The 22,790-nt window shown below is 66.0% G+C and carries 19 protein-coding genes; 4 read left to right on the top strand and 15 right to left on the bottom strand.

The annotated features are described in order from the left end of the window. Positions 1-52 precede the first annotated feature (52 nt). The 4 genes from PHP91_RS04515 (at position 53) to PHP91_RS04500 (ending at position 5,294) form a co-directional block, all read left to right on the top strand. The gene (locus PHP91_RS04515) at positions 53-1,018 is read left to right on the top strand and encodes an HAD family hydrolase (protein ID WP_300137479.1); all 966 of its coding nucleotides are present in this window, start codon (positions 53-55) and stop codon (positions 1,016-1,018) included. 151 nt (positions 1,019-1,169) lie between these two features. After that, positions 1,170-2,447: a cytochrome b N-terminal domain-containing protein gene (locus PHP91_RS04510; RefSeq protein ID WP_300137477.1), complete on the top strand. Its 1,278-nt coding sequence runs from the start codon at positions 1,170-1,172 to the stop codon at positions 2,445-2,447. A gap of 18 nt (positions 2,448-2,465) precedes the next feature. Next, the gene (locus tag PHP91_RS04505; RefSeq protein ID WP_300137475.1) at positions 2,466-2,993 is read left to right on the top strand and encodes a Rieske (2Fe-2S) protein; all 528 of its coding nucleotides are present in this window, start codon (positions 2,466-2,468) and stop codon (positions 2,991-2,993) included. Between the two features lie 27 nt (positions 2,994-3,020). After that, positions 3,021-5,294, top strand: a complete 2,274-nt coding sequence (locus tag PHP91_RS04500) for a tetratricopeptide repeat protein (RefSeq protein ID WP_300137473.1) — start codon at positions 3,021-3,023, stop codon at positions 5,292-5,294. Between the two features lie 81 nt (positions 5,295-5,375). On the opposite strand, the gene PHP91_RS04495 is transcribed toward PHP91_RS04500, so the two are convergent. From PHP91_RS04495 to rfaD, 15 genes are all read right to left on the bottom strand, one after another. Beyond that, positions 5,376-6,755 (bottom strand): TolC family protein, encoded by a 1,380-nt coding sequence (locus PHP91_RS04495; protein ID WP_300137471.1) that lies wholly within the window; start codon positions 6,753-6,755, stop codon positions 5,376-5,378. 10 nt (positions 6,756-6,765) lie between these two features. Next, positions 6,766-7,719, bottom strand: coding sequence for an HlyD family secretion protein (locus PHP91_RS04490; RefSeq protein ID WP_300137469.1), 954 nt, complete (start codon positions 7,717-7,719; stop codon positions 6,766-6,768). After that, entirely contained in the window at positions 7,720-8,031 is a 312-nt protein-coding gene (locus PHP91_RS04485; protein WP_300137466.1) for a DUF3302 domain-containing protein, read from the bottom strand. A gap of 200 nt (positions 8,032-8,231) precedes the next feature. Continuing rightward, positions 8,232-8,417 carry a hypothetical protein gene (locus PHP91_RS04480; RefSeq protein ID WP_300137463.1) on the bottom strand — a complete coding sequence of 62 codons (186 nt, stop codon included), beginning with the start codon at positions 8,415-8,417 and terminating at the stop codon, positions 8,232-8,234. Between the two features lie 284 nt (positions 8,418-8,701). Then, positions 8,702-9,706 carry a M23 family metallopeptidase gene (locus tag PHP91_RS04475; RefSeq protein WP_300137460.1) on the bottom strand — a complete coding sequence of 335 codons (1,005 nt, stop codon included), beginning with the start codon at positions 9,704-9,706 and terminating at the stop codon, positions 8,702-8,704. A gap of 357 nt (positions 9,707-10,063) precedes the next feature. Next, complete coding sequence (locus PHP91_RS04470) at positions 10,064-10,711, bottom strand: HD domain-containing phosphohydrolase (RefSeq protein ID WP_300137554.1); 648 nt, start codon at positions 10,709-10,711, stop codon at positions 10,064-10,066. A 31-nt stretch (positions 10,712-10,742) separates the two neighbouring features. Next, positions 10,743-11,120, bottom strand: coding sequence for a tetratricopeptide repeat protein (locus PHP91_RS04465; protein ID WP_300137457.1), 378 nt, complete (start codon positions 11,118-11,120; stop codon positions 10,743-10,745). A gap of 685 nt (positions 11,121-11,805) precedes the next feature. Further along, on the bottom strand, positions 11,806-12,480 hold the full coding sequence (locus PHP91_RS04460) for a DUF47 family protein (protein WP_300137454.1): 675 nt from the start codon (positions 12,478-12,480) through the stop codon (positions 11,806-11,808). A gap of 40 nt (positions 12,481-12,520) precedes the next feature. Continuing rightward, a complete protein-coding gene (locus tag PHP91_RS04455; protein WP_300137452.1) occupies positions 12,521-13,759 on the bottom strand; it encodes an inorganic phosphate transporter in 1,239 nt (412 codons plus the stop codon). Between the two features lie 38 nt (positions 13,760-13,797). Next, positions 13,798-15,585, bottom strand: a complete 1,788-nt coding sequence (locus PHP91_RS04450) for an ATP-binding protein (RefSeq protein WP_300137449.1) — start codon at positions 15,583-15,585, stop codon at positions 13,798-13,800. Between the two features lie 329 nt (positions 15,586-15,914). Beyond that, positions 15,915-16,136, bottom strand: a complete 222-nt coding sequence (locus PHP91_RS04445; RefSeq protein WP_300137446.1) for a hypothetical protein — start codon at positions 16,134-16,136, stop codon at positions 15,915-15,917. Between the two features lie 24 nt (positions 16,137-16,160). Next, entirely contained in the window at positions 16,161-17,288 is a 1,128-nt protein-coding gene (gene alr, locus PHP91_RS04440) for an alanine racemase (RefSeq protein WP_300137444.1), read from the bottom strand. A 6-nt stretch (positions 17,289-17,294) separates the two neighbouring features. Further along, positions 17,295-19,178 (bottom strand): DNA mismatch repair endonuclease MutL, encoded by a 1,884-nt coding sequence (gene mutL, locus PHP91_RS04435; RefSeq protein ID WP_300137441.1) that lies wholly within the window; start codon positions 19,176-19,178, stop codon positions 17,295-17,297. Positions 19,179-19,313: 135 nt separating this feature from the next. Next, complete coding sequence (lptD, locus tag PHP91_RS04430; protein ID WP_300137436.1) at positions 19,314-21,692, bottom strand: LPS assembly protein LptD; 2,379 nt, start codon at positions 21,690-21,692, stop codon at positions 19,314-19,316. Positions 21,693-21,743: 51 nt separating this feature from the next. Then, entirely contained in the window at positions 21,744-22,724 is a 981-nt protein-coding gene (gene rfaD, locus PHP91_RS04425) for an ADP-glyceromanno-heptose 6-epimerase (RefSeq protein ID WP_300137433.1), read from the bottom strand. Positions 22,725-22,790: the final 66 nt, after the last annotated feature.

The following is a 22,790-nucleotide window of genomic DNA, read 5'->3' as shown; positions in this document are numbered from 1 at the left end:
CCCCCGGAGGCCCTGGCCTCCGGGGGCGGGCCATCACCCAAGGAGAAAGCAAATGCACCTACGCCGACACATCGCATGCCTGTTTGTCCTGATTGTCGTCATCGCCTTCGGCCAGGCGGCCCCGGCGGCCGATCCGCTTCCCTCCTGGAACGACGGCATGGCCAAGGCCGGCATCATCGACTTCGTGAACAAGGTAACCGCCAAGGGCGGGCCGGACTTCGTCCCGGCGCCCGAGCGCATCGCCACCTTTGACAATGACGGCACCCTCTGGGCCGAAAAACCGATCTATTTCCAGGCGTTCTTCGCCCTGGACCGGGTCAAGGCCCTTGCCCCGCAGCATCCGGAATGGCGGACCGAAGAGCCCTACGCCTCCGTGCTCAAGGGGGACTTGAACGCCGCGTTCAAGGACGGGGAGACGTCGCTGATAAAACTCGTCATGGCCACCCACACGGGCATGACCACCGAAGAATTTGAAAACCTGGTCGCGGAATGGATAGCCAAGGCCAGGCATCCCCGGACCAAGCTCCCGTTCACCGGCATGGTGTATCAGCCCATGCTGGAACTGCTGGCCTACCTGCGCGCCAACGGCTTCAAGACCTTCATCGTCTCGGGCGGCGGCATCGAGTTCATGCGCCCCTGGACGGAAAAGACTTATGGAATCCCCCCGGAGCAGGTCGTGGGCAGTTCCGTCGCGACCCGGTTCGAGATGCGGGACGGCAAGCCGGTCCTCATGCGGCTGGCCAAGATCGACTTCATCGACGACAAGGCGGGCAAACCCGTGGGCATCAATTCGCACGTCGGCCGCCGTCCCATCGCCGCGTTCGGCAATTCCGACGGCGACCTGGAGATGCTCCAGTGGGCCACCCGATTCTCGCTTCTGGTCCGCCACACCGACGCCGAGCGGGAGTTCTCCTACGACAAGGGCGCGGAAAACGCACTGGCCGAGGCGGCCAAGACGGGATGGACGGTCGTGGACATGAAACGCGACTGGAAGACCATCTATCCTCCGGCCCAATAGACAAACCCATGCGGGCCGTGGCGCGAAAACAAAGCCACGGCCGCACGACCTGCCCTTTCCATTTTGTTCCCCATGGGTTATCCGCAAACAGTTCCCTTGTGGCGTTCCGCGGCATAGGACGCCTCATGTGCTCCACCGATCAAGGAAGCGAATGCAGCCGTCGAGAAAATCCATCACCGACCTCGTGCTCCATCTGCACCCCCGGACCATACCGTCCCGGACCCTGCGGTTCACCCTGAGCTGGGGACTGGGCGGCATGGCCGTCATGCTGGTCGGCCTGCTTTTCGTCACGGGCATCCTGCTGCTCACGGTGTATGCGCCTTCGATCGGGCAGGCCTACGACTCGGTCCTTTTCCTGAGTCGCTCCACCACCTTCGGCCCGTGGGTGCGCAACATTCACCACGCCAGCGCCAACCTGCTGGTCGTCGTGGCGATGCTGCACCTGCTGCGGGTGGCGCTGACCGGCGCGTTCGGACCGAGCCGCCGCCTCAACTGGATCGTCGGCCTGTGCCTGTTGTTCCTGGTGCTGGCCGCAAACTTCACCGGCTATCTGCTGCCGTGGGACCAGCTCGCCTACTGGGCGGTGACCATCTCGACCTCCATGCTCGCCTACATCCCGCTGGCGGGCGACGGGCTCCGCCAGTTCTTCCTGGGCGGCGACGAAATCGGCCCGGCCACGCTGGCCAATTTCCACGTGCTCCATGTGGCGGTCATTCCCGGATCGCTGCTGGTCCTGCTCGGTTGGCACTTCTGGCTGGTCCGCCGAGCGGGCGGACTGGCGCGGCAGGACTCCGAAGGCGCGGGAGAGGAGCGCGTCCCCGTGATGCCGGACCTGCTCATGCGCGAAGCCGCCGTCGGGCTAGGCCTCGCGGCTTTCGTGCTGCTGCTGGCCATGGTCTGGGATGCGCCCCTGCTGGAGCAGGCCAATCCGGGCATGAGCCCCAACCCGACCAAGGCCCCGTGGTATTTCCAGGGGTTCCAGGAGTTGCTCCTGCATCTGCATCCGATGTACGCGGTCCTCGTCTGGCCGCTCCTGGGGGTTGCAGCGCTTGTCCTTGTGCCCTTCTGGAAGGACTCGGCCCTGCCGGGCGGCGTCTGGTTCGGCTCGCGCAACGGCTGGCGCCTGGCCGTCCTGGGCCTGCTTGCCGGAGCATTGCCGACCATGGCGGCGATCCTGCTGGATGAACTGGCGCAGACGCCGGGGGCGACCTCCGCGGGTGATATCATGCCCACGCGCGGGCTGTTGCCGACCCTGGCGCTGGCCGCGTACCCGGCAGGCATGTACCTGCTGTTGACCCGCATGTTCCGCCGCTCCCGCGCCGAGGGCGTCATGTTCTGTCTGCTCATGCTGTTTGCGGCTATGCTGATCTGCACGATGGTCGGCGTCTGGTCCCGGGGCGCGGAGATGCGCCTCGTCTGCCCCTGGTAGTCCGGAGGTGTTTTTCAAATGAACGGAACGAGACGGATGACCGAGCACGACAACGACACGGGCGGGACAGCTCCCAACCGCCGACGGTTCATGAAATGGATCTGGTCCCTTTTCGGGCTGGCCGCCCTGGCCGAATTCGGCTGGCTGGGGGGAACGTTTCTGAAGGCGCGCAACCGACGGGACAGGCCCCGGAAGACGGAAAGCATCGTCACAGCAGGCCCGCTGGCGAACTTCGCCCCGGCCACGGTCACGCCCATCCCCCAGGGGCAGTTCCATCTCGCCTGCCTGGAGGACGGCAGCCTGCTCGCCCTTTCCCGGCGCTGCACGCACCTGGGCTGTTCCGTCCCCTGGAACGAAGAGGAGAGGCGGTTCGTCTGCCCCTGTCACGGCTCCGCCTTCAGCCTGACCGGAGAGGTCCTGACCGGCCCCGCCCCGAGGCCGCTTGACACGTTCCCGGTGCGCATCGAAAACGGCATCGTCAAGGTGGACGTCTCGTCGCCGCAAAAACGCGACCGCTTCAGCGCGGAACAGACGGCACGGGTCTAGACGGAAAACGGGAAGCGGGTAGCGCGCATGGCAAGGGCATCCAACGGCGTCACGCACTGGGAACGGGCCGCGCTGGCCGCGGCGGCCGTGATACTGCTGTCCCCGGTCATCTGGCTGCTGGCCGGGCGGCCACAGGGGACGGTTGCACAGGCGCCCGCCGCCGGTTTCGTGGGCAGCGAAGCGTGCCGGGACTGCCACCGGACGGCCTACGACAAGTGGCGGGGCTCCCACCACGACCTAGCCATGGACGAGGCCAACGAGCGGTCCGTCCTGGGCGACTTCGACAACGCCGTGTTCACCGACCCGCACAATCACGTCACCTCCCGCTTCTATCGGCGGGACGGCAAGTATTTCGTCGAAACCGAAGGGCCGGACGGCAAGCCGGGCGAGTTCGAGATCACGCACACCTTCGGGGTCCAGCCCCTCCAGCAGTACCTGGCGCCGTTCCCCGGCGGGCGGCTGCAATGCCTGAACATCGCATGGGACGTGGAGCGGAGGGCATGGTACCGCCTCCCGCCCTGCGACGTAAAGGGACCGGACGACTGGCTGCACTGGACAAGAGGCGGGCAGACCTGGAACGTCATGTGCGCGGAATGTCATTCCACGAAGGTCACCAAGGGGTACGACCCGGACAGCGACACCTACCGGACCACATGGGCCGAGATCGACGTGGGCTGCGAGGCGTGTCACGGCCCCGGCTCCGACCATGTGGACTGGGCCAAGCTGCCGCCGCTGGCCAGGAAGGACGTGCCGGATTACGGACTGACCGTCCGCACCGCCGATCTCGACGCCGGGGCGCAGGTCCGCATCTGCGCGCCCTGCCACTCGCGCAGGTTCCAACTGGGCGACAACAGCCACGGCGAGGGCGAGCTGCTTGACCTGGTGGTCCCCCGGCTGCTGGAGGAGGGACTGTATTACCCCGACGGCCAGATCCTGGATGAGGTGTACGTGTACGGCTCCTTCGTCCAGTCCAAGATGTACGACCGGGGGGTCCGGTGCGGCGACTGCCACGACGTGCACAGCCTCAAGCGCCACAAGGACGGCAACGATCTCTGCACCCAGTGCCACCGCGCCGAGACCTACGACACGCCGGCCCACCACTTTCACAAGAAGACCTTTGAGGGCAAGCCGAGCAAAGGGTATCTCTGCGTCATCTGCCACATGCCGGAGCGCACCTACATGGGCGTCGACAAGCGGGCGGACCACAGCCTGCGCGTTCCGCGCCCGGACCTGAGCTCGTCCATCAAGACGCCCAACGCCTGCATGGCCCCGGGCTGCCATGACGACAAGTCCCTGGACTGGAACGTCGGGCACATCGCCAAATGGCACGGCGAGTCGCGCAAGCCGCATTACGGCACGGTCTTCGCCGCCGGACGCGCGCAGAATCCGGAAGCGCGGGCGGACCTGATCCGGCTTGCGGACGACGCCCTCCTCCCGGCCATGGTCCGGGCCACCGCCCTGGAGCTGTTGCGCGCCTATCCGGCCCCGGACAGCCGCGCCGCCCTGGCCAGGGCTCTTGAGGACGAGGACGGGCTGATCCGCTATACCGCCATCCGCAGTCTGGAATTTTTCGACGCCGAGACGCGGCTGAAGCGCATCGCGCCCAAGCTCTACGACCCGGTCAGGGCCGTGCGGGGCGAGGCGGCCGCCATGCTGAGCGGCCTGCCCCGGGAACAGTTGCGTCCGGAGGACCGGGATGCGTTCCGCGCCGCCCTGGAGTCGTACCGGCAAAGCATGATCTACAACGCGGACCTCGCGCCCCAGCGATACAACCTCGGCAACCTGGCCATCAATGCGGGGGACCAAGCCCTGGCAGAGGCCGAATACCGCAAGGCTATCCAAATTGACGGAGCGTTCTACCCGGCCAAGGTCAACCTGGCCATGCTCTGCAACCGGCAGGGAAACAACCGCGAGGCCGAACGCCTCCTGCGGGAAGTGGCCGAACAGGAACCGACCCTGTACGAGGCCGCCTACTCCCTCGGCCTGCTGCTGGCGGAGATGGGCAACTACGAGGACGCGTCGGCCTACCTCGGCCGCGCCGCCGCCGGGATGGGATACGCCCGGGCCTATTACAACCAGGGGCAGGCCTTCCTGGCCCTGCGCCACCCCGATCAGGCAGCGCAGGCCTTTGCAAACGGATTGGCCCTTGCGCCCAAGGACGAGCAGCTTTTCGCGGCCCTGGCGAACCTGTATCTGCAGTCCGGCCTGCCGGACAAGGCCAGGGCGCTTGCCGAGGAAACACTTCGGGAAACGCCCGGCCACACCGCAGCCGGGAACCTCCTGCGACGCCTGGACAAATGATGCCGCTCAGGGCGACCGCTTGACGCGGTAAAGGCCGGTTGCCCGGCCTCCATTGCAAAAGGGATTTCTTCCCGGCCCGGGCTACGGCTCGGCTGCCTGCCCCGAATCGGGAGAACCCTCCATGCTTCCGCCCAGGGCCAGATGCAGGTCGACGCGGTTGTCCAGCCGCTCGCGCTGCACATCCAGCAGGGTGATACGGGAGCCGATCCATTTGGACTGAAGGTCCAGGGTCTTGAACAGGTCCGTGCGCCCCACTTTGTATTGCATCTCGGAGAGTCTGAACGATTCCCCGCTCTCGGAGACGGCCGTTTCGAGATATGTTTCCCGCTCGGCCAGCGACATTTCGTTGGACAAGGCGTTCTCCACCTCCCGGAACGCCTTCAGGGCCGTCGCGGCGTAGGCGGCCACGGCCTCCTTCTGCGCAGCGGTGGCCTGGGCTATCTGGGCCTCGATGGCGCCGCCGGTGTAGATCGGAGCAATCACGCCGCCCGTCAGCCCGGCGATGGCTTGGTTCAGATTGGTCATGGCCCCGGCCTGGATGGTGAAGGCGGGCAGATGCAACAGCTCTGCGCCCCTTTGCGCATAGAAGGCCGCCGCCACCGTATCCTCGGCCGCAATGAGGTCGGGCCGACGGGAAAGGATGTCAGACGGCATACCCGCCGGGATCGGGCCGGGCAGGGCCGTGAGCCGCCCTGCGGCTTCGAGCTCCGCCGACGGATACCGGCCCACCAGTGTCTCGAGGCCGCGCACCGCCTTTTTCATGGCGATCCCGGCCTTGACGGCGGCCTCCCTCGCGGACGCGAGTTGGGCGTTGATCTGGTGGACATCGAGCCTGGAAACCTGCCCGACCTGGTTCTTCTTTATCACGATGGCGGTCATCCGTTCGAGGATGCCGACCACGGAATTGAGATAGTCCAGCATGATCCTGGTCTCGCAGGCCATGAACCACGCCTTTGCCGTGGATGCGGCCAGGGACTGGCGGGCGAATTCGTACCGCGCCTCGGCCGACCTCGCGGACTCCTCGGCAGCCCGGGCGCCCTGGCCCAGCCGCCCCCATACGTCGAGTTCCCAGGACACCCCCGCCCCCACGCCCTGCGCCGGGCGATAGGCCGGTTCCGTGACCCCGGCGAGCCGGCCTCCAAGGCCGATCGACGGCTTGAGTTCCGCCCCCGCCGCCGCGGCCAGGGCCCAGGCGCGGTCCACGCGGGCCGCGGCAGCCTGCAAATCCGGATTGTGGCCCATGGCTTCATTGACCAGCGCGTCCAGGACCGGGTCGTTGAAGTCGGCAAGCCATCCGTCCCCGACTTGACCGGAGTCCTTCACCGCTGCCCACTCCTGTCGTTGCACGATCTTGTCGGGAGCGATGTCGACGGTGGCCTCGGTGTGGCTGTATTCCTTGCCGCAGGCGGCAAGGAGCAACATGGCCGCGACAAGGGAAAGAAGGTGACGGCATGACAACACGGAGGCCTCCCTACAAGGATTCGAAACACACTATGTTGCGCCAGCTCGCCATGCGCAGGAGTATCTGGCGGATGGGAGCCAGCGACTTCATGGAATCGCTGTACACGGCCACTGACGCCGCGCTGCCCAACGGCAGGTTCCACGGGGACATGTCGTCGGCAATTTCGATGAACACCGGCACGCGCCCCGCCGGAGCGTTAGGCTGCACCGAAAGGAGGTTTCCCGAAGGCTGCAACTGCCCTTCGGCCAGGGCCGTCAGGACCGCCGTCACCTTTCCCTTGAAGCAACGGCCGGGAAGGGCCGGGAAAATGATCTCCGCGGGCTCTCCGGGCCTGATGTTCTGTAGCGGGTTCTGCCTGAACGCGCCCACCAGGATCGGATTCTCTGAGTGAACGAAGGTCATGACCGGGGCGACGGGCAGAGGCGCGGCCATCATGCCCGGCCGCAGGCGAATCTGGGTAACCCAACCGTCCGTGGGCGCCAGGACGGTCGTGCTGTCCAGGTCGAAATTCGCCTTGTCGAGTTGCGCGGTCAACGCCTTCACATCCTTCTGATATTGCTCCACGTCGTACTGGCTGCCCGCCGCGTGCTTGGCCAGCTCCATGGATTCGGCCAGGCGGCGCTTGGCGAAGGCCAACTGGGACTCCAGATCGTCGGCCTGGGCTTGGTAGGGCGTGGGATCAATGGAGAACAGGGGGTCACCGGCCTTGAGCGGCATATTGGGCTTGGCGTGCACCGCGACAACCTTGCCACGGACCTGGGGCACGATGGGCGTGGTCTGGAAATAGATGCGCGCCTCGGAGGTGAACGGATGGCAATAGGCCATGCCCAGGAACAGCCCCCCGACAATGAAAAAGCCGCCTATCACAGCCGTCGCCACGGACAACTTGTTCACCGGCAGCCTGAAAACCCGGAAACACACGAAGATTATCGCCGCGTAGGTCATTGCGAGAAGCAGAGCCATTTACGCCTCCCCGCCCGGCGCCTTGCCCGCCGGGACCGCGTTCGGAGCCTGTTTCTCGAGGTCCTCGTCTCCGGGGAGATCCGGCTTGTGCATCATGGCCCATATCCACAGAAACGGCCAGATGACATGCAGGGACAGCAGGCTCACCCAACCCGCCACGCAAATGGCGTCCTGATGGGGATGCTCGCGTTTTTTCGCAATCTGGCAGGGGATGTCGCACACGAAGATCATCCCATAGAGAAACACCAGGCTCACGAAGACCAGCATCCCGCCGCCAACGTAATCCAGAACTCTTGATTGAACCTCGATCATAGGCCCTCCCGATTTCATCCGGCACACAGCACTGTGTACGGGCGAACGCAAAATGTACGTTTATGCTATACACCGGGAGAACGGAATTTTGAATCATAAGTTTTAAGGAAGCACCGTCAGAAGGGCAACCCGACCATGACCCGGATGCGCCAGGCCGCGAGAGAGGCTGCGAAATCCGCCCGGCCGAGGGAGTCGTTGATTCACGCCGAGAGGCGTATTCCGGCGTCATGCTTCATGTTCCGGTTGAGCGTGACGGGGTCCCAGTCGTCGGCCACCCGGCCCAGCCAATAATCCTTCAGGGAATTCCACCTGGGCATGTGGCGGCATTCGAACCCGTGACAAAGGGCGGCCCGGCCCTTGAACCGGTTGTTGTCGTAACCGCGCATCCGGTTGATGCCGCCACCGAGAGCAGGGCAAGAAGCAGCCGCTTGCCCAACCCCCGGGCAAGCTTCCTCGCGGTTGCAGTCGGCAGCGAGTGCTTTGGCGTCGGGCTCCGAATCAAGCTGCGCCCCCCGGACGGCGGATCTCCCTTGTCGATCCCGCCCCATGTGGTTTCACCTATGAGAACCCCTTCTCCTGCAACGCCACTCTCTCCACAACCCCGGCAACAAGGAAGCCAAGGGCCTCGAAGCCGGTCCCGCCCGCCCCTTGAAGGGGCCGCCGAAGGCTCTTAGCGCACCTCGACCTTGCTGCTGGCGCGGACCACGGTCTTGCCGCCGCGCAGGAGGCGGTATTCGCCCTGATAGGTTCCGGCCAGCCAGGGCTTTTTCGGGTCTTCCAGGCGCTTGCCGATGTAGATAAGGCGTTGGGCCTGGGTCTTTTCGATGGGCGAGTCGGCCCGGGAGACAACGCGGCCGAGGGGGTCGAGGATGCGCATTTCGACCCGGTCGCCCGCGCGGGTGCCAAAGACGGCGACGGCGAAAACGATGGCGGACGAATCGGCGCGCAGGGTCGTTTTTTCCGGTTCGCGGAGCACGGCCGGGAATTCGGGCCGGGCGTCGAGAAAGGTGGCTCGGATCAGGCCGGTGGGGATGTAGCCGATGCGGACCTTGGGGCCCCAGAGCGGGTCGGGCGGGGTGCCGCACAGAGCGGGCAGGTCGGCCTGGCGGCCCAGGAAGGGGCAGACGGCGTGGCCGTCACGGGTGACCCCGAAATGGAGGTGCGGAAAGACGGTCAGGCCGGACAACCCCACCAGGCCGAGCACCTGGCCGCGTTCGACCCTGTCGCCCTCCTTGACCCGGACCGAACCCTGCTTCATGTGCGCATAGACGGTCTGGTAGCCGTCCTCGTGCTCGATGATGACGGCGTTGCCCAGGCCGTAGGGCCGGACCTCCTCCTCATGGCCGCGCGCGTCGCGGTCCTCGACGGAGTCGCGCACGCGCAGCACGGCGCCGGGCGCGGCGGCCAGCACCTCGACCCCTTTCCGGTAGTCGGCCCAGGGGATGCGGAAGTCTGTGCCTTTGTGGCCGTCGTAGGTCAGGGCCCCGCAGGTGAAGTCGGCGGCGTCCGGGGACGGGTCCACGTCCACGTAGTTCTGGACGAAACAGCCGACGCCGTAGTCGCAGCGGATGGGCTGGGAGAGCTCCAGGGCCTGGCCGGCCGAGGCGGAAAGGAGGACGAGGCAGAGGACGGACGGCAATATGGCGGCGAATATGTGGCGGCGCGGGCGCGGCATGGCGGCTCCTTGTGGATTGGTTCGGTTGTCGGGAGACTACCCGGCGGACCGGGCGGCGGTCAATGCGCCGCAAGACGGAGAACGGCGCGCGTGGCCCGGAAACGAGAAAGGCCTCCCGGAGGAGGCCATTTGTTTTCTCGGTGCAAAAGAAGGAAGATGTTTTAGGATTAGCATCCTCCGTGCCAAAGTCAGAATCATTGCTCAAAATATTTTTATCTCCTGTAATGGCGGCGTGTTATATTATCAATATTCTTCCAGGCATGGCTGCTTTGCGCAGGGTTCGAGGTACAAAAACTTGGACTTTCCCCGGGTCCGCCCGGCATGGGGCAAAAAATTTGTATGCCCGCCAGGCCGGATTCAGGCGGCTGCCGGTCGGTGCTGCGCCCGCTCCATGATGGCCCGGATTTCGGCTTCGGACCGGGCGAAGGCGTCCACCACGCGCGGATCAAACTGCGAACCCGAACAATGCAGTATTTCACGCCGGGCGGAATCGAAGGACCCGGCCCGGCGGTAGGGCCGGTCCTGGAGCATGGCCGAAAGCGAATCCGCCAGGGCGATGATCCGCGCGCCCATGGGGATTGCGCCCCCGGAAAGGCCGTGGGGGTATCCCAGGCCGTCGTGGCGCTCGTGGTGGTGCAGGACCATGTCAACGACGCCGAGAGTGCTGAGGGCGGCCACGGGCCGAAGGATGGCCGCGCCGTCCTCAGGATGTTTTCGGATGGTGGCCCATTCGCGAGTGGTCAGGGGCCCCTGCTTGCCGAGCACGACGTCGGGCACGCCGATCTTGCCGATGTCGTGCAGGTGCCCGGCCACGTGGATGAGGTCCGCCTTGTGGTGGCCGAGCCCCAGGGCCAGGGCCAGGACGCGGGAGATTTCCGCCACTTCGTCGGAATGCCGCGAGGTATGGGGGTCCTTGGCGTCGATGGCGTTGCCCAGTGACTCGGCGAACTGGTGCATGACCGAGGTGATGAAACGGGCGGACTCCAGGCCGGAGTCCGCCCCCAGAGAGAAGGCGGCCAGAGCCGCCGACGGGTCGTTAGGCACGGCAGGAGCCCCCGCAGGCGCAATGATTTTCGCAGGCGTGGTTGCCGCAGCAACCGCCGTGGTCGCGGGCCTCGTCCAGCCGGGCCAGGTTGCGGGCGATGGTCCGGTGCAGAATGTTGCCGGAACCGGCGCGCTCCACAGCGATGCGAACGGCCTGCCGGAAGCAGGATTCGGCCTCGGGATAGCGGCCCGCCGCCTGGTGGACCAGGCCGAGGTTGTTCTGCACCTTGGCCTCGTGCAGGGGCTGCTGCTGCTCGCGGGCGATGCGGTCGGCCTCCAGCAGCCGGTTCAGGGCGTCGTCCATCCGTCCGTCATTGAGGGCGGCCATTCCTTCGCGGTTCAACAGGCCGATTTTCTTGAGCTGATGCATTTTTTTCTCCTTGTGATGATTGGCCCGGCCGACGCGGCATCGGTCGGCCGGACGGTACATCGCCCGGAGTGGCCCCTTCGGTTCGGGCCGTGGCTGGTCGGGTTCGCCTGTGATCGCATCCAATCGCTCCTTTCCGCCCTGGCGGACGGCACGAAACGGACATTACTGAAATTGAATTTCATTATCAAGATATTTTTTGAAAAAAAGGGAAGTATTCTTTTTTGGTTGTCGACATCGGCTTCTGGAAATGGGCGGGATTGGAGGCTCTGGAATGGGGGCCTGCGGGCTTCGGATGTGCAGCCGTGCGTTAGGCCCTGGGGGGATAGGGAATGTGGCGGCGTTGGCCGGTCCGGGCTGGCGCAAGGACCGAGCCTTCTGCGCGGCGAGTCGCCCCGGGGGCTGGGCGGCGAAATTGCGGGGCGCGGATGCGGATTGAGGGGACGCCAGCGCGTTCTCCGCCACGCGGGAAGCTGCTCTGGCGGATCACGGGCGGCTTCGCCGAGATGCGTGACGGCCCGGCCGGGCGCGGGAAGGCGGCGTCCGGCGACGGCGACAAGGGGCGGATGCCGGGGGATAGGGGCGGCGGACCGCCCTCCCCCGCCGGGGCTTTCGCGGCCACGCGCGGGCGCGAAAAAGGCCGGCCGCCTTTGCGGGCGGTCGGCCGGGGAAGTCCGTTGCGCGCGGGCTAGCGGGCGATCATGACCCGGAGCTGGTCCACGCAATTCTCGGTGTTGTGGCCCATCTTGTCCAGGCAGTCGATGAAGTGCAGGAGCTGGTAGATGTCCTTGAAGTCGATGTCCATGGCGTAGACCTTGCGCTCCAGCTCGTTCTTGAGCTTGCGGACGTTCTCGCGCTCCTCGCGCACCTTGCGGAAGCAGTCCTTGGTTCCTTCGCGGTCGATGGACGCGCCGTGCACCAGGGAGATGGTCGCCTTGAGCGCCGGGCCGAGGAGCACCGTGGTCCGCGCCACGGCGTCGAGCAGGAAGATGACGTCCTTCTGCACCTCCTCGGGGATGCCCACCTTGCGCATGCCCAGCCAGTGCAGGGCGTCCTGGGCGGAATCCAGGATGTTGTCCTGGGACTTGGTGTAGTTGAGGAAGGTCGTCTTATCCACCGGCATGAACAGGCCGCGCGGCAGGTGGTTGCGGATGTTCCGCTTGATCTTGTCCGCGTGGTTCTCGATGTCGTCGATGGTCCGGAGCAGGTCCTCGAACTCGCGGCAGACGCCGCCCGAGACGTAGCATTCCAGGGATTCATCGATGGTGGCGATGCACTCGGCGATCTTGTCGTAGTGCTCCGTCAAACCGTCCATGGGGGAACGATTGGCCAGAAGCCCGAAAAAAGGAAGACGTATGGTCATATGGTAACCTCGTTGCATGGAATGCTTGTAGTTTTGTAACCTAGCTGTAACATAACCATTTCAGCAGCACAAAGAAAACTATGCTGGTCAGGGCGGCGATGGGCACCGTGGCCACCCAGTAGGCCACGATGCGCAGCAGGACCCGGAAATCCACCGCCTTGAAGCCGCGGGCCAGCCCGACGCCGACCACGCCGCCCACGGCCGCGTGGGTGGTGGAGACCGGCAGGCCGAGATTCGACGCCACCAGCACGGTGGAGGCCGCGCCGAAGTCCACGGCGAACCCGCGCGTGTTGGTCAGGGTGGTGATCTTCTCGCCCACGGTGGCCATGACCTTGTGCCCGAGCAGCGCGATGCCGATGGCGATGCCGAGTCCGCCCAGGATGAGCATGGACATCGGCACTTCCGCCTTGGCGAGCAACTGGTGCTCCTTGGCGATCAGGTAGATGGCCGCCACCGGGCCGATGGCGTTGGCCACGTCGTTGGCGCCCTGGGAGAGGGCCACGTAGCAGGACGTGCCCACCTGCATCTTGCGGAAGACCCGCTCCACGCCCTCGGCGCCCTCCTCCTCGTTGAGGATCAGCTTCGAGACGAAGTAGCGCGAAACCGCGTAGGTCAGCACGGCCAGCACCGCGGCCAGGGCCAGGGAGGCGTACCACGGAATGCCCAGCGACTTGCCGGCCGGGGTCTTGTACAGGAACGACAGGGCGATGAGCACCACGGTCACCGCCACCCAAAACGGGGCCCAGCGCCGTACCTGGAGCACGAAATGCGTCTTGTAGAGGATGAAGCGGCGGATGTGGGTGAAGACCAGGTAGGCGATGGCGGCGGCGAAGAACGGGGAGATGATCCAGGACAGGACGATGCCGCCCATCTTGGCCCAGTTGACCACGCTCGGCCCTCCCGCGACCATGCCGAAGCCGGTTATGGCCCCCACGATGGAGTGGGTTGACGACACCGGCAGCGATGTGAGCGTGGCCACGAGGACCCACGCGGCCGCCGCCAGCAGGGCCGCGAACATGCCGATCATAATCAGCTTCGGGTCCGCGATGGCCGCCGGATTGATGATGCCTTTGCTGATGGTCGCGGTGACGTGGGACCCAAGCAGGACCGCGCCCACGAAGTTGAGCACGCCCGCGATGAATACGGCCTGTCGCACGGTGATGGCCCGCGCGCCCACGGCCGAGGCCATGGAGTTGGCCACGTCGTTGGCCCCCAGGTTGAAGGCCATCAGGAACCCGGCCCCCAGGGACAGATAGAAGAAGAGATCGTAGATATCCATTGCGTCCCCCTCTTGCGAGGGTATTTGCCAAAGGGTTGTCAGGACCGGGCCGGCTTGTTCAGCCGGAAGCAGAAGCGCGCTCCCCGCGTGCCTTCGCCGTACCCGTCGTGCCATATCTCTCCACCGAGGTTCCTCACGATCCGGCGGCAGATGGCCAGGCCGAGACCGGAGCTGCCCGAGTCGTCGATGGTGTTTTCGTCCACCCGGTAGAACCGCTCGAAAACCTTGGTGCTGTGTTCTCTCGAAATGCCCGGCCCCTGGTCCTCCACGCAGAAGACGATGGACTCGCCGTCGTCCTCGGCGCTGAGCGAGATGACCCCGCCGTCCGGGCTGTACTTGACCGCGTTGTTCAGCAGGTTGTGGAAGACGTGCAGCAGCCCGTCCGGCTCGGCCATGACGAACATCCCGTCATCCGGCACCCGCAGATTGAAGGTGATGGACCGCTCGCCGGCCCAGGGGGTGACGTCGCCCACGGCCCGCGCCATGAACTCCCGGCCGGACACCGACGAAAGGCTGAGGGCCTTGCCCATCTGCTCGGACTTGGCCAGGGCGAGCATGGAGGAAATGACCTTGTCCATGTGGTTGGCGTTCTTGAGCACGATCTCCAGAAAGGCGCGGCCGTCCTCGGGCTTTGCCGGAGGGTTGTCGATAAGCGTCTCGGTGTAGCCCTTGATGGAGGTGAGCGGCGTCCGAAGCTGGTGCGAGGCGTTGGCCACAAATTCCTTGAGGCCCTTCTCGCTGCGCTTCATCTCGGTGATGTCGTGAAAGACGAGGATGAGCTTGCTGACATCGTTGTGGTCGAAGAACGGCACCCCGGAGACCTCCACGGTGCGGGTGTCCATGAGGTCGATCTGGATGAAGCGGTCGCCCTTGTCCGGCTCGGCCAGGAGCTCGTCCACCATGTCCTGAATCTCGAAGCGCCGGGTGACCTCGATGGGGGTGCGGCCGAGGGTGGACTCGGCCAGGTTGAACATCTCGTCGAGAGCGCCGTTGAAGGACTCGATGCGCCCCCGCGCGTTCAGGGTCATGACGCCCTCGCGCATGCCGTCGAGGATGGCCTTGAGCTCGCCGCGCTGGTCGTCGATGATGCGCACGTTGCGCTCGATGGACCGGGCCATGGCGTTGACCGATTCGGCCAGGGGCTTGAACTCGCCGCCGGGCAGGGCGCGCAGCCGAAGCGCGTAGTTGCCCTCGCCGATGGACCGGGCCGCCTCGGAAAAGGCGGTGATGGACCGGCTCATGTTGCGCGAGACCAGCACGCTGACCAGCAGGGCGCAGGCCAGGGTGGAGAGGAATATCCAGATGAAGTTGGTCTTGAGCGAACTGATGCGCGCGCTGACCCGGGAGAAGGGAACGGCCAGGCGGAGCACGCCGTCGGCCACGTTCAGGGGGTGGTCCATGGTCACGGCCACGTACATCATGTCCGTGCCCAGGGTGTCGGAATGGCGGATGTTGCTCCCCTTCCCGGCCTCGCGGGCGGCCAGGACCTCGGGCCGGCGGCTGTGGTCGTCCAGGCTGCCGAGGTCGGCATAGGGCACGTTGGAGTCGGCCACCACCCGGCCGTCCACGATGTAGGTGATGCGGCGGCCCAGCTTGAAGCCCATGTTCTCCACCCACGCGGCGAAGGCCTGCTCGTCCTTGAACGGGGCGTGCTCCTGGATCAGCCACTTGATGGTTCCCAGCTCGCTCTCGGTGCGGTGCCGGGTCTCGCTGACCAGTTCGCTGCCGACCACGCTGGTGGAATAGTAGAATATCACGGCCAGGGCCGTGAGCAGAAGCGCCCACGTCCACAACAGGATGCGCATCTGAAACGATCGGAGATTCATTCCCATTTTCCTTCGATCCCGCACCCGCCTTCCCGCTCCAGCCCGGAGCAAAGGACACAAGGCGCGAGGGGTCTGTAACACAATCGTCACGGGATTGTAACGATTTTCATTGTTACGGTTCTGTTACAAAGCGATTTGGCAAGAATACCGTAAGGCTGTAACGGAATCGTGGCGATCGTGCGGAATATGCGGGGATACGGCGGTCTTGCCGAATCGCGCAGCCGCGCCGGGAATGCGCCGATCAGGGGGCGTCCCCGGGCCGGGCCGCCGGGCGCAAAAAAAGGGAGACGCGTCGAAGCGCCTCCCCCTGCGCAAGACAGCGGGCGGGCCTAGAAGCCGCGCATGCACTCCATGAGGTACATGGAGACCTCGATGCGCACCGAGCCGTTTTCCTCGACGATGCGTACGTTGTTCTCCGGGATCAGGGCCATGTCGTCGGCCACGTCCAGCCACTTCTTTTCCAGCCACTTGGCGGAAACGCCCTGTTCCTCCATTTCGGCCAGGGTATGGCTCTCGGCCACGGTCCATTCATCGTCACGCACGGCAGGCATGGTTCGCTCCTTGTATCCTTGAATTTAGACGTATTCCCGCGGGTTCATCCCCAGCAGGCAAAAAGGCTCGTAGGTGATGCTTCCCCACCATCCGGCCAGGTCCTCGGGGCTGATGGTCCCCGGGGCGGGGCCGCCCAGCAGCCAGGCCTCGTCGCCCGGCCGGACCACCGCTCCCTGCCCCAGGGCGTCGGTGACGTCAATGGCGGTCATCTGCATGCACACCCGCCCCACGATGGGCGAGAGGCGCCCCTTCACGTTCATGAATCCCTTGTTGGAAAGGGTCCGGCTGTAGGCGTCGGCATAGCCCGCGCCCACGATGGCCACCACCGAGTCGTGCTCGGCCACGTGGGTCCAGCCGTAGCTGATGCCCTCCCCGGCCTTGAGCTCGCGCACCTGGAGGATGGGGGCCGAGACCTCCATGGCGGGCCTGAGGCCAGCGCCCAGGCGCTCCAGGGGCGTGCCGTGGAGCGGGTTGCAGCCGTAGAGCCCGATGCCCAGGCGCATGGAGTCGTGGCGCACGGCCTCGTGGGCCAGGGCCCCGGCCGTGTTGGCCAGGCAGGCCTCCACGTCGAACCCGGCCGCTTTCAGGCCGTCCACGGCCTGCTCGAAGCGGCGTCCCTGAAGGGCCACGTCGGCCTCGCGGCCCGGCTCGTCGGCCCGGGCCAGATGGGAGCTGGCCATGACCGGCCGCACGGCCGGATGGGCCTTGAGAAATTTCACGACCCCGTCCACCTGGTCCGGGGAAAAGCCCAGGCGGCGCATACCGGTGTCGAACTTGAGGGCGATGTCCAGCGGTCCCCGGCCCTGGGCTTCCTCGGCCAGCCGCTCCAACTGGTCGAACCGGCCGATGAAGGCCAGGACGTCGTGGGACCACAGGGAGGCGTAGTCTGCGTCGTCCACCGGCCCGAGCAGGGCCAGGATGCGCGCCTTGCAGCCCGAGCGTCGCAGGTCCGCGGCCTCGCTGACGAAGCCGACGCCGAAGGTGTCGGCCCCCTCGGCCTCCAGGACCCGGGCGACCTCGGCCAGGCCGTGGCCGTAGGCGTCGGACTTGATGACCGGGATGACGTGGGGATGCACCGCCGTGAAGACGCGGTAGTTATGGCGCAGGTTGTCCAGGGTCACGCGGACCCGAATCTTGTTGTAGTCGATCATGGCGGTCTATTTTCTCTTGAACAGTCTTTCGAGGTCGGCCGGGCTCCACGTCACCGCGACGGGGCGGCCGTGGGGGCAATAGTCCTTTTCCGGGGTGGCGAGCCAGGTTTCGAGCAGGGACAGGGCCTCGTCAACGGCCAGGGGCTGTCCCGCCTTGATGGCGGACTTGCAGGAAAGCATGGTCCACAAGTCGTCCAGGGTGCGCGCCTTTTCCGCCAGAACGTCGGCAAGGTACTCCCTTGCCTCCCCGGCGTCCAGCGTCGGGGGCACGGCCCGGACCAGGAGCCGCGCCGGGCCGTCCATCTCCAGGCGGAAACCCTGGGCGCGCAACGCTTCCCACGCCTCCTGGACCGCCTCGGCCTCGCTCGGGTGCAGGGTCAGCTCCAGGGGCAGGGCCAGGGGCTGGCAGTCGCCCCGGGTGCGCGCCTCGCGCATGGCCGCCAGCAGGACCCGCTCATGGGCCGCGTGCTGGTCCACCAGGACAAGGTCGCGCCCGCGCCGCAGGACCAGATAGGTGTCCGCCACCTGGCCCAGGTAGGTAAAATCCGTGCCCGCCAGCCGGGCCGACACCGACGCTTCCCCCAGGCCGACGGGGCGGAACGGGGCCATGGCGGGCGCATCCCCCCCGCCGGGCGGCGGGGCCACGGGCAGGGGCAGGTCCCTGGGCGGCCGGTACTCGGCCTGGTATTCGCGATAGCTCGGAAATTTGGGACCGTCCCCGAAACCGGACGCGCCGGACGGCCGGCGCATGGCCTTGGCGGGCGCGGCCGGAGCCGGTTCCGCGCCAGGCTCGGCAGCGGACGGAAGCCAGGTCGGCGAAACGCCTGGCCTGGGCGAAAACGGTGCGTGGCCGGGGGCGGGAAAATCGTCGGCCAGGGCCGCGCCCGGCTGCTCCAGGGTGGCCAGGGCCTGGAGGATGCCGCTGCGGATCACGGAAAAGACGCGGTTCTCCTCCAGGAAGCGCACCTCCAGCTTGGCCGGGTGCACGTTCACGTCCACCTCGGCGGGCGGGACCTCCAGAAAGAGCGCCACCTGCGGGTATTCGCGGGAGATGAGGCGGCCCTTGTAGGCCTGGCGCACGGCCGAGAGCATCATCTTGTCCTGGACCGGGCGGCCGTTGACGTAGAGCAGGATGCGGTCGCCCCGGCCCTGGGCCGTTGCGGGCGAACCGGCCAGGCCGTGGGCGCGGTAGCCGTCGCGCTCCGCGTCGAAGGGCAGGAGGTCCCGGCACACGGCCGGGGGCCAGAAGGTCTGGAGCCGGGCGGCCAGGGCCTGGCCCTGGGGCAGGCGGAAGCTCTCGCGGCCGCCCATGGTCAGGGAGAACCCGGCGGCCAGGTGGGCCAGGGAGACGCGCATGAGCGTGTCCTGGCAGCGCTTGTTCTCGGTGGATTCGGCCTTGAGGAACTTGAGCCGGGCCGGGGTGGCGGCGAAAAGCTCGCGCACCTCCACGCGGGTCCCGGCGGCCGGAGCGGCGGGGCCCTCGGCCGCCACCTCGCCCGCGCGGACCTCGATGAAGGCCCCCTCCTCCGCGCCCTCGGCGCGCGACGTCACGGTCAGGCGCGAGACCGAACCGATGGACGGCAGGGCCTCGCCCCGGAACCCGAAGGAGCCGATGGCCGAGAGGTCCTCCAGGGAGGCTATCTTGCTGGTGGCGTGGCGGGTGACCGCCAGGTTGAGCTCGTCGGCCGGGATGCCCTGGCCGTTGTCCTGGACCAGGATCAGGGCGCGGCCGCCCCCCTCCACGGTGACGTCCACCCGGGTGGCCCCGGCGTCCAGGCTGTTCTCCACCAGTTCCTTGACCACGCTGGCGGGGCGTTCCACGACCTCGCCGGCGGCGATCTGGTTCTTCAACCCCGGCGGCAGGATGCGTATGGTCTTGCGTGTTTTCATGACAGGCTGCGCCGCGCGGGCGCTTCGATCTCCTTCCGGGTCATGTGCCATGTTTGGGACCGGGAAGCAATCGGCCGGGCGGGGCTGGAAATCATAGCGTCCAAGCCGGGCGGATCGCAATCCCGGGGCAGACTGCTAGAAATTGTAAAGGTCGAAGCCGACTTCGAACCGGTTGTCGTTGGGCTTCTGGGTGAACTGGAAGTGCAGGGTATAGCAGTCGGCCGCCCAGCTCAGACGCAGGGTGCGCTCCAGATCCTTCTGCTCGTTGAAGTCGTGGCGGTACTTGGCGGCCAGGGTGAAGGTGTCGTTGACGAACCACTTGGCCCCCAGGTCGAGGATGGACATGGTCCGGTCGCGATAGCGCTTGTACTCGTCGATCTTGACCAGGTAGTCGTAGCCGAGGGTGATCTCGCCCAGGTCGTCCCGGTACAGGCGGACCGTGTTCTCGTTCTCGGTCAGGCGCGTCTTGTAGGGCGAGAACCAGGCCCGGCTGATGAGGTCGATGAAGGTCTCGGGCCGGATGCGCAGCTCGGCCATGACGTCCGAGAAGGGCCGCCGCTCGTACTGGGCCAGATCATGGTTGCGGGTGGCCTCGTTGCGGTCGTAGGACTGCTCCAGGCGGAAGAGCAGGAAGTCCAGGTAGTCCGTGGCCACCGAGGCCTGGGGGTCGCCCCCGTGGCCCGGCGACAGGACCACGCTCTCGCGGCGGCGGTCCAGGACGTTGGTCAGGGAGTAGGTCACCAGGTTCTCGCCGGTGATGCGGTCGAACTGGTCGAAATAGGGCAGCTTGTCCTGGCCGGTGATGGTCGGGGTATAGCTGTACTCCACCCGCGGCGTGACGGAATGGCGGAGCCGGGTCCAGCGCGAGGTGCCCACCAGCCCGGGATCGGCCCGGACCTCGTCGCCCAGGGCGAAGACGCGGGTCATCTCGCTGAAGGCGGTGAAGCCCGCGTTCCAGGTGGTGCGGCTCTGGAATCCGCTCCTGGTGGCGTTGGAGTCCAGCTCGTCGGTGCGGCCGCCGTCGTCCACTATGGTCTGGTTGCCGTAACCCTCGTGGCGGGTCAGGCTGTAGCCCGTGTAGTCGATGCCCGCGGACGGGATGATGGTGCCGAAGCGGGACGAGAGGGGAATCTTGAGCTCGGGCGTGGCCCGAACCCGCTGGCCCGAGTGGCCCTTGTTGCGCAGGAAAAAGTCGTATTTGGCCTCGGCCGAGACCTCGAGCGGCGTTCCGGCAAGGCTCTGCTGGAAGGCGAAGGCCTCCAGCTCCGGCAGAGTCTGGGGCGTGGTGTTGTCGCCCGACTTGCCGTTGCCGTTCATGTAGCGCAGGTCCTCCACGTACCTGGCCGTGGCGGCCAGGCCGAACCGGTCCCAGCTCCGGTTCAGGAAGGCGGTGGAGGTCCGGGTCAGGCTGTCCTTGTTCTCGATGTCGCGGCCGAAGGCGTCCAGGAACTCCTCGCGGTCGTGCTCGAACCCCGTGGGGCCGTCCTGGAAGTCGCGCAGGTAGTCCTGGTCCGAGACCAGGTCCAGGTCGAGCTTGACCTGGAGGGAAGGGCTGCCGAGCCAGCCGTTGTACTTGCTGCGCACCCACCACCGGCTGCGGTTGGGCCGGGCCAGTCCGTCGCCCCGGTAGTCCTTCCATTCGTCGGCCTCGGTGACCGCGCGGATGTTGTCCTTGAGCATGTCCACCTTCCAGACGCCCCGGGTGGCCGCGTCGTTGGCGTGGCGGAACTCCAGCCCCTGCATGTAGCCCCGGCGCGACATGTAGTTCTGGTAGAAGGTCATGTCCGCTTCGTCGTTGATGGCCCAGTAGTACGGCAGGTTCATCTGGAAGCCGAGCTTCTTGCTGCTCGACATGTAGGGCATGAGAAAGCCGCTCTGGCGCGGCTTGCGTCCCGGCAGGACCATGTAGGGCCAGTAGAAGACCGGCACGTCCTTGATCCGGAAGGCGGAGCGGTACAGATGCACGCGGCCGTCCAGCTCCACGTCGCCCTCCTCGGTGGTCACGGACCAGGAGGGTTTTTCGCCGTCGCAGGCCGTGACCTTGGCGTTCTTGAACTTGTAGGTGTCGCCGTTGGTCCGCTCCACCTGCTCGGCCTCGACGTAGATGTGGGGCTTGGCCATGAACAGGCGGCCGCGCTTGAGCCAGCCGGTCAGGGTGTTCAGGTCGAACTCGCCCTCCTCCGCCTGGAGGAAGTCGCCGCCCCAGCGGGCCCGGATGTTCCCCTTGACGAAGACCCAGCCCGTGGACTGGTAGTAGCGAGCAAAGTCGGCCCGGAGCTCGTTTTCGCCCAGGGAGAGGGTGCAGTTGCCGAAGGCCTCGACGTACTCGCTGGTGTGGGAGCCGACCACGCGGTCGGCCGAAAAGGTCCACTGGTCCTTCTCGGGCTCGGCCACCGGGGCGTCGGAAACGTACCGCCTGACCTTGTTGAGCAGCGGGCTGTTGCCCAGCATGGTCAACGGCAGGCACAGGACAAGGGCGGCCAGCAGGGCCCCCGTCAGTCCTATCTTCGGCAAAATCCGTTTCAACAACACCTCGACGTACCGCTTGTTTCGCCGCGCCTCGACCTACCGGGACCGGAGGTAGGAGTTGTCCCTGTCCAGGTAGTTTTGCACGTAATCGGCCGCGCCGTCTTCCAGCGACGTCATTTTCACGTCGCACCCGGCGGCGGCGAGCTTGGCCATATTCGCTTGGGTAAAGTACTGGTATTTATCGCGAATCACCTCCGGCATCTCGATGTACTCGATGGCCGGCTCGCGGCCCATGGCGGCGAACACGGCGTTTGCCAAGTCATTCCACGACCTTGCAGTTCCCGTGCCGATGTTGAAGATGCCGTTGGCCTCGGGGTGCTCCAGGAACCAGGCCATGATGTCCACGCAGTCCTTGACGTAGACGAAGTCGCGCTGCTGGCCGCCGTGGGGGTATTCCGAGCGGTAGGACTTGAAGAGCTTGAGCTTGCCCGTCTCCAGGATCTGGGCGTGGGCCTTGCAGATGACGCTCTTCATGTCGTCCTTGTGGTATTCGTTGGGCCCGTAGACGTTGAAGAACTTGAGGCAGACGATCTGGTCCAGGAGCCCGGCGGACTTGGCCCAGAGGTCGAAAAGCTGCTTGGAGTAGCCGTACATGTTCAGGGGACGCAACCGGTCGATGCCGGCGTGGTCGTCGTCGAACCCGAACTCGCCGTTGCCGTAGGTGGCGGCCGAGGAGGCGTTGATGAAGCGCGCGCCGTGGGCCATGCAGTGGCGGCAGACGTACTGGGTGTAGCGGTAGTTGTTCTCCATGAGGAAGTCGGCGTTGTGCTCCGTGGTGGAGGAGCAGGCGCCCATGTGGATCACCGCCTCGGTCTCGAACCGGTCCTCGTCTTCGAGGATGAACTTGAGGAACTGGTCGCGATGCAGGTAGTCTTCATACTTCAACCCAACGAGATTATTCCACTTCTCGCTTGTCGAGAGGTTGTCAACCACCAGGATGTCCTCAATGCCCATGGCGTTGAGCTTCCAAATCATGGCGCTTCCGATGAAGCCCGCGCCGCCGGTGACGATATACATAAGGGTCTCCTCGCTCTGGGGTTTCCGACCGGGCGTCCGGACGGTAAACGCCTCTTTATACTTTGT

The organism is Pseudodesulfovibrio sp. (genome assembly GCF_028692895.1).
Taxonomy (GTDB): Bacteria; Desulfobacterota; Desulfovibrionia; order Desulfovibrionales; family Desulfovibrionaceae; genus Pseudodesulfovibrio.
Note: the sequence above shows the minus strand (reverse complement) of the source record. Positions and strands in the feature narration are given on the sequence as shown.

What these genes read in the sequence shown, in the direction of transcription:
- PHP91_RS04515 (WP_300137479.1), top strand. Translation starts at nt 53, where the DNA reads ATGCACCTACGCCGACACATCGCATGCCTGTTTGTCCTGATTGTCGTC.
- PHP91_RS04510 (WP_300137477.1), top strand. Translation starts at nt 1,170, where the DNA reads ATGCAGCCGTCGAGAAAATCCATCACCGACCTCGTGCTCCATCTGCAC.
- PHP91_RS04505 (WP_300137475.1), top strand. Translation starts at nt 2,466, where the DNA reads ATGAACGGAACGAGACGGATGACCGAGCACGACAACGACACGGGCGGG.
- PHP91_RS04500 (WP_300137473.1), top strand. Translation starts at nt 3,021, where the DNA reads ATGGCAAGGGCATCCAACGGCGTCACGCACTGGGAACGGGCCGCGCTG.
- PHP91_RS04490 (WP_300137469.1), bottom strand. Translation starts at nt 7,719, where the DNA reads ATGGCTCTGCTTCTCGCAATGACCTACGCGGCGATAATCTTCGTGTGT.
- PHP91_RS04485 (WP_300137466.1), bottom strand. Translation starts at nt 8,031, where the DNA reads ATGATCGAGGTTCAATCAAGAGTTCTGGATTACGTTGGCGGCGGGATG.
- PHP91_RS04480 (WP_300137463.1), bottom strand. Translation starts at nt 8,417, where the DNA reads ATGCGCGGTTACGACAACAACCGGTTCAAGGGCCGGGCCGCCCTTTGT.
- PHP91_RS04475 (WP_300137460.1), bottom strand. Translation starts at nt 9,706, where the DNA reads ATGCCGCGCCCGCGCCGCCACATATTCGCCGCCATATTGCCGTCCGTC.
- PHP91_RS04465 (WP_300137457.1), bottom strand. Translation starts at nt 11,120, where the DNA reads ATGCATCAGCTCAAGAAAATCGGCCTGTTGAACCGCGAAGGAATGGCC.
- PHP91_RS04460 (WP_300137454.1), bottom strand. Translation starts at nt 12,480, where the DNA reads ATGACCATACGTCTTCCTTTTTTCGGGCTTCTGGCCAATCGTTCCCCC.
- PHP91_RS04455 (WP_300137452.1), bottom strand. Translation starts at nt 13,759, where the DNA reads ATGGATATCTACGATCTCTTCTTCTATCTGTCCCTGGGGGCCGGGTTC.
- PHP91_RS04450 (WP_300137449.1), bottom strand. Translation starts at nt 15,585, where the DNA reads ATGAATCTCCGATCGTTTCAGATGCGCATCCTGTTGTGGACGTGGGCG.
- PHP91_RS04445 (WP_300137446.1), bottom strand. Translation starts at nt 16,136, where the DNA reads ATGCCTGCCGTGCGTGACGATGAATGGACCGTGGCCGAGAGCCATACC.
- alr (WP_300137444.1), bottom strand. Translation starts at nt 17,288, where the DNA reads ATGATCGACTACAACAAGATTCGGGTCCGCGTGACCCTGGACAACCTG.
- mutL (WP_300137441.1), bottom strand. Translation starts at nt 19,178, where the DNA reads ATGAAAACACGCAAGACCATACGCATCCTGCCGCCGGGGTTGAAGAAC.
- rfaD (WP_300137433.1), bottom strand. Translation starts at nt 22,724, where the DNA reads ATGTATATCGTCACCGGCGGCGCGGGCTTCATCGGAAGCGCCATGATT.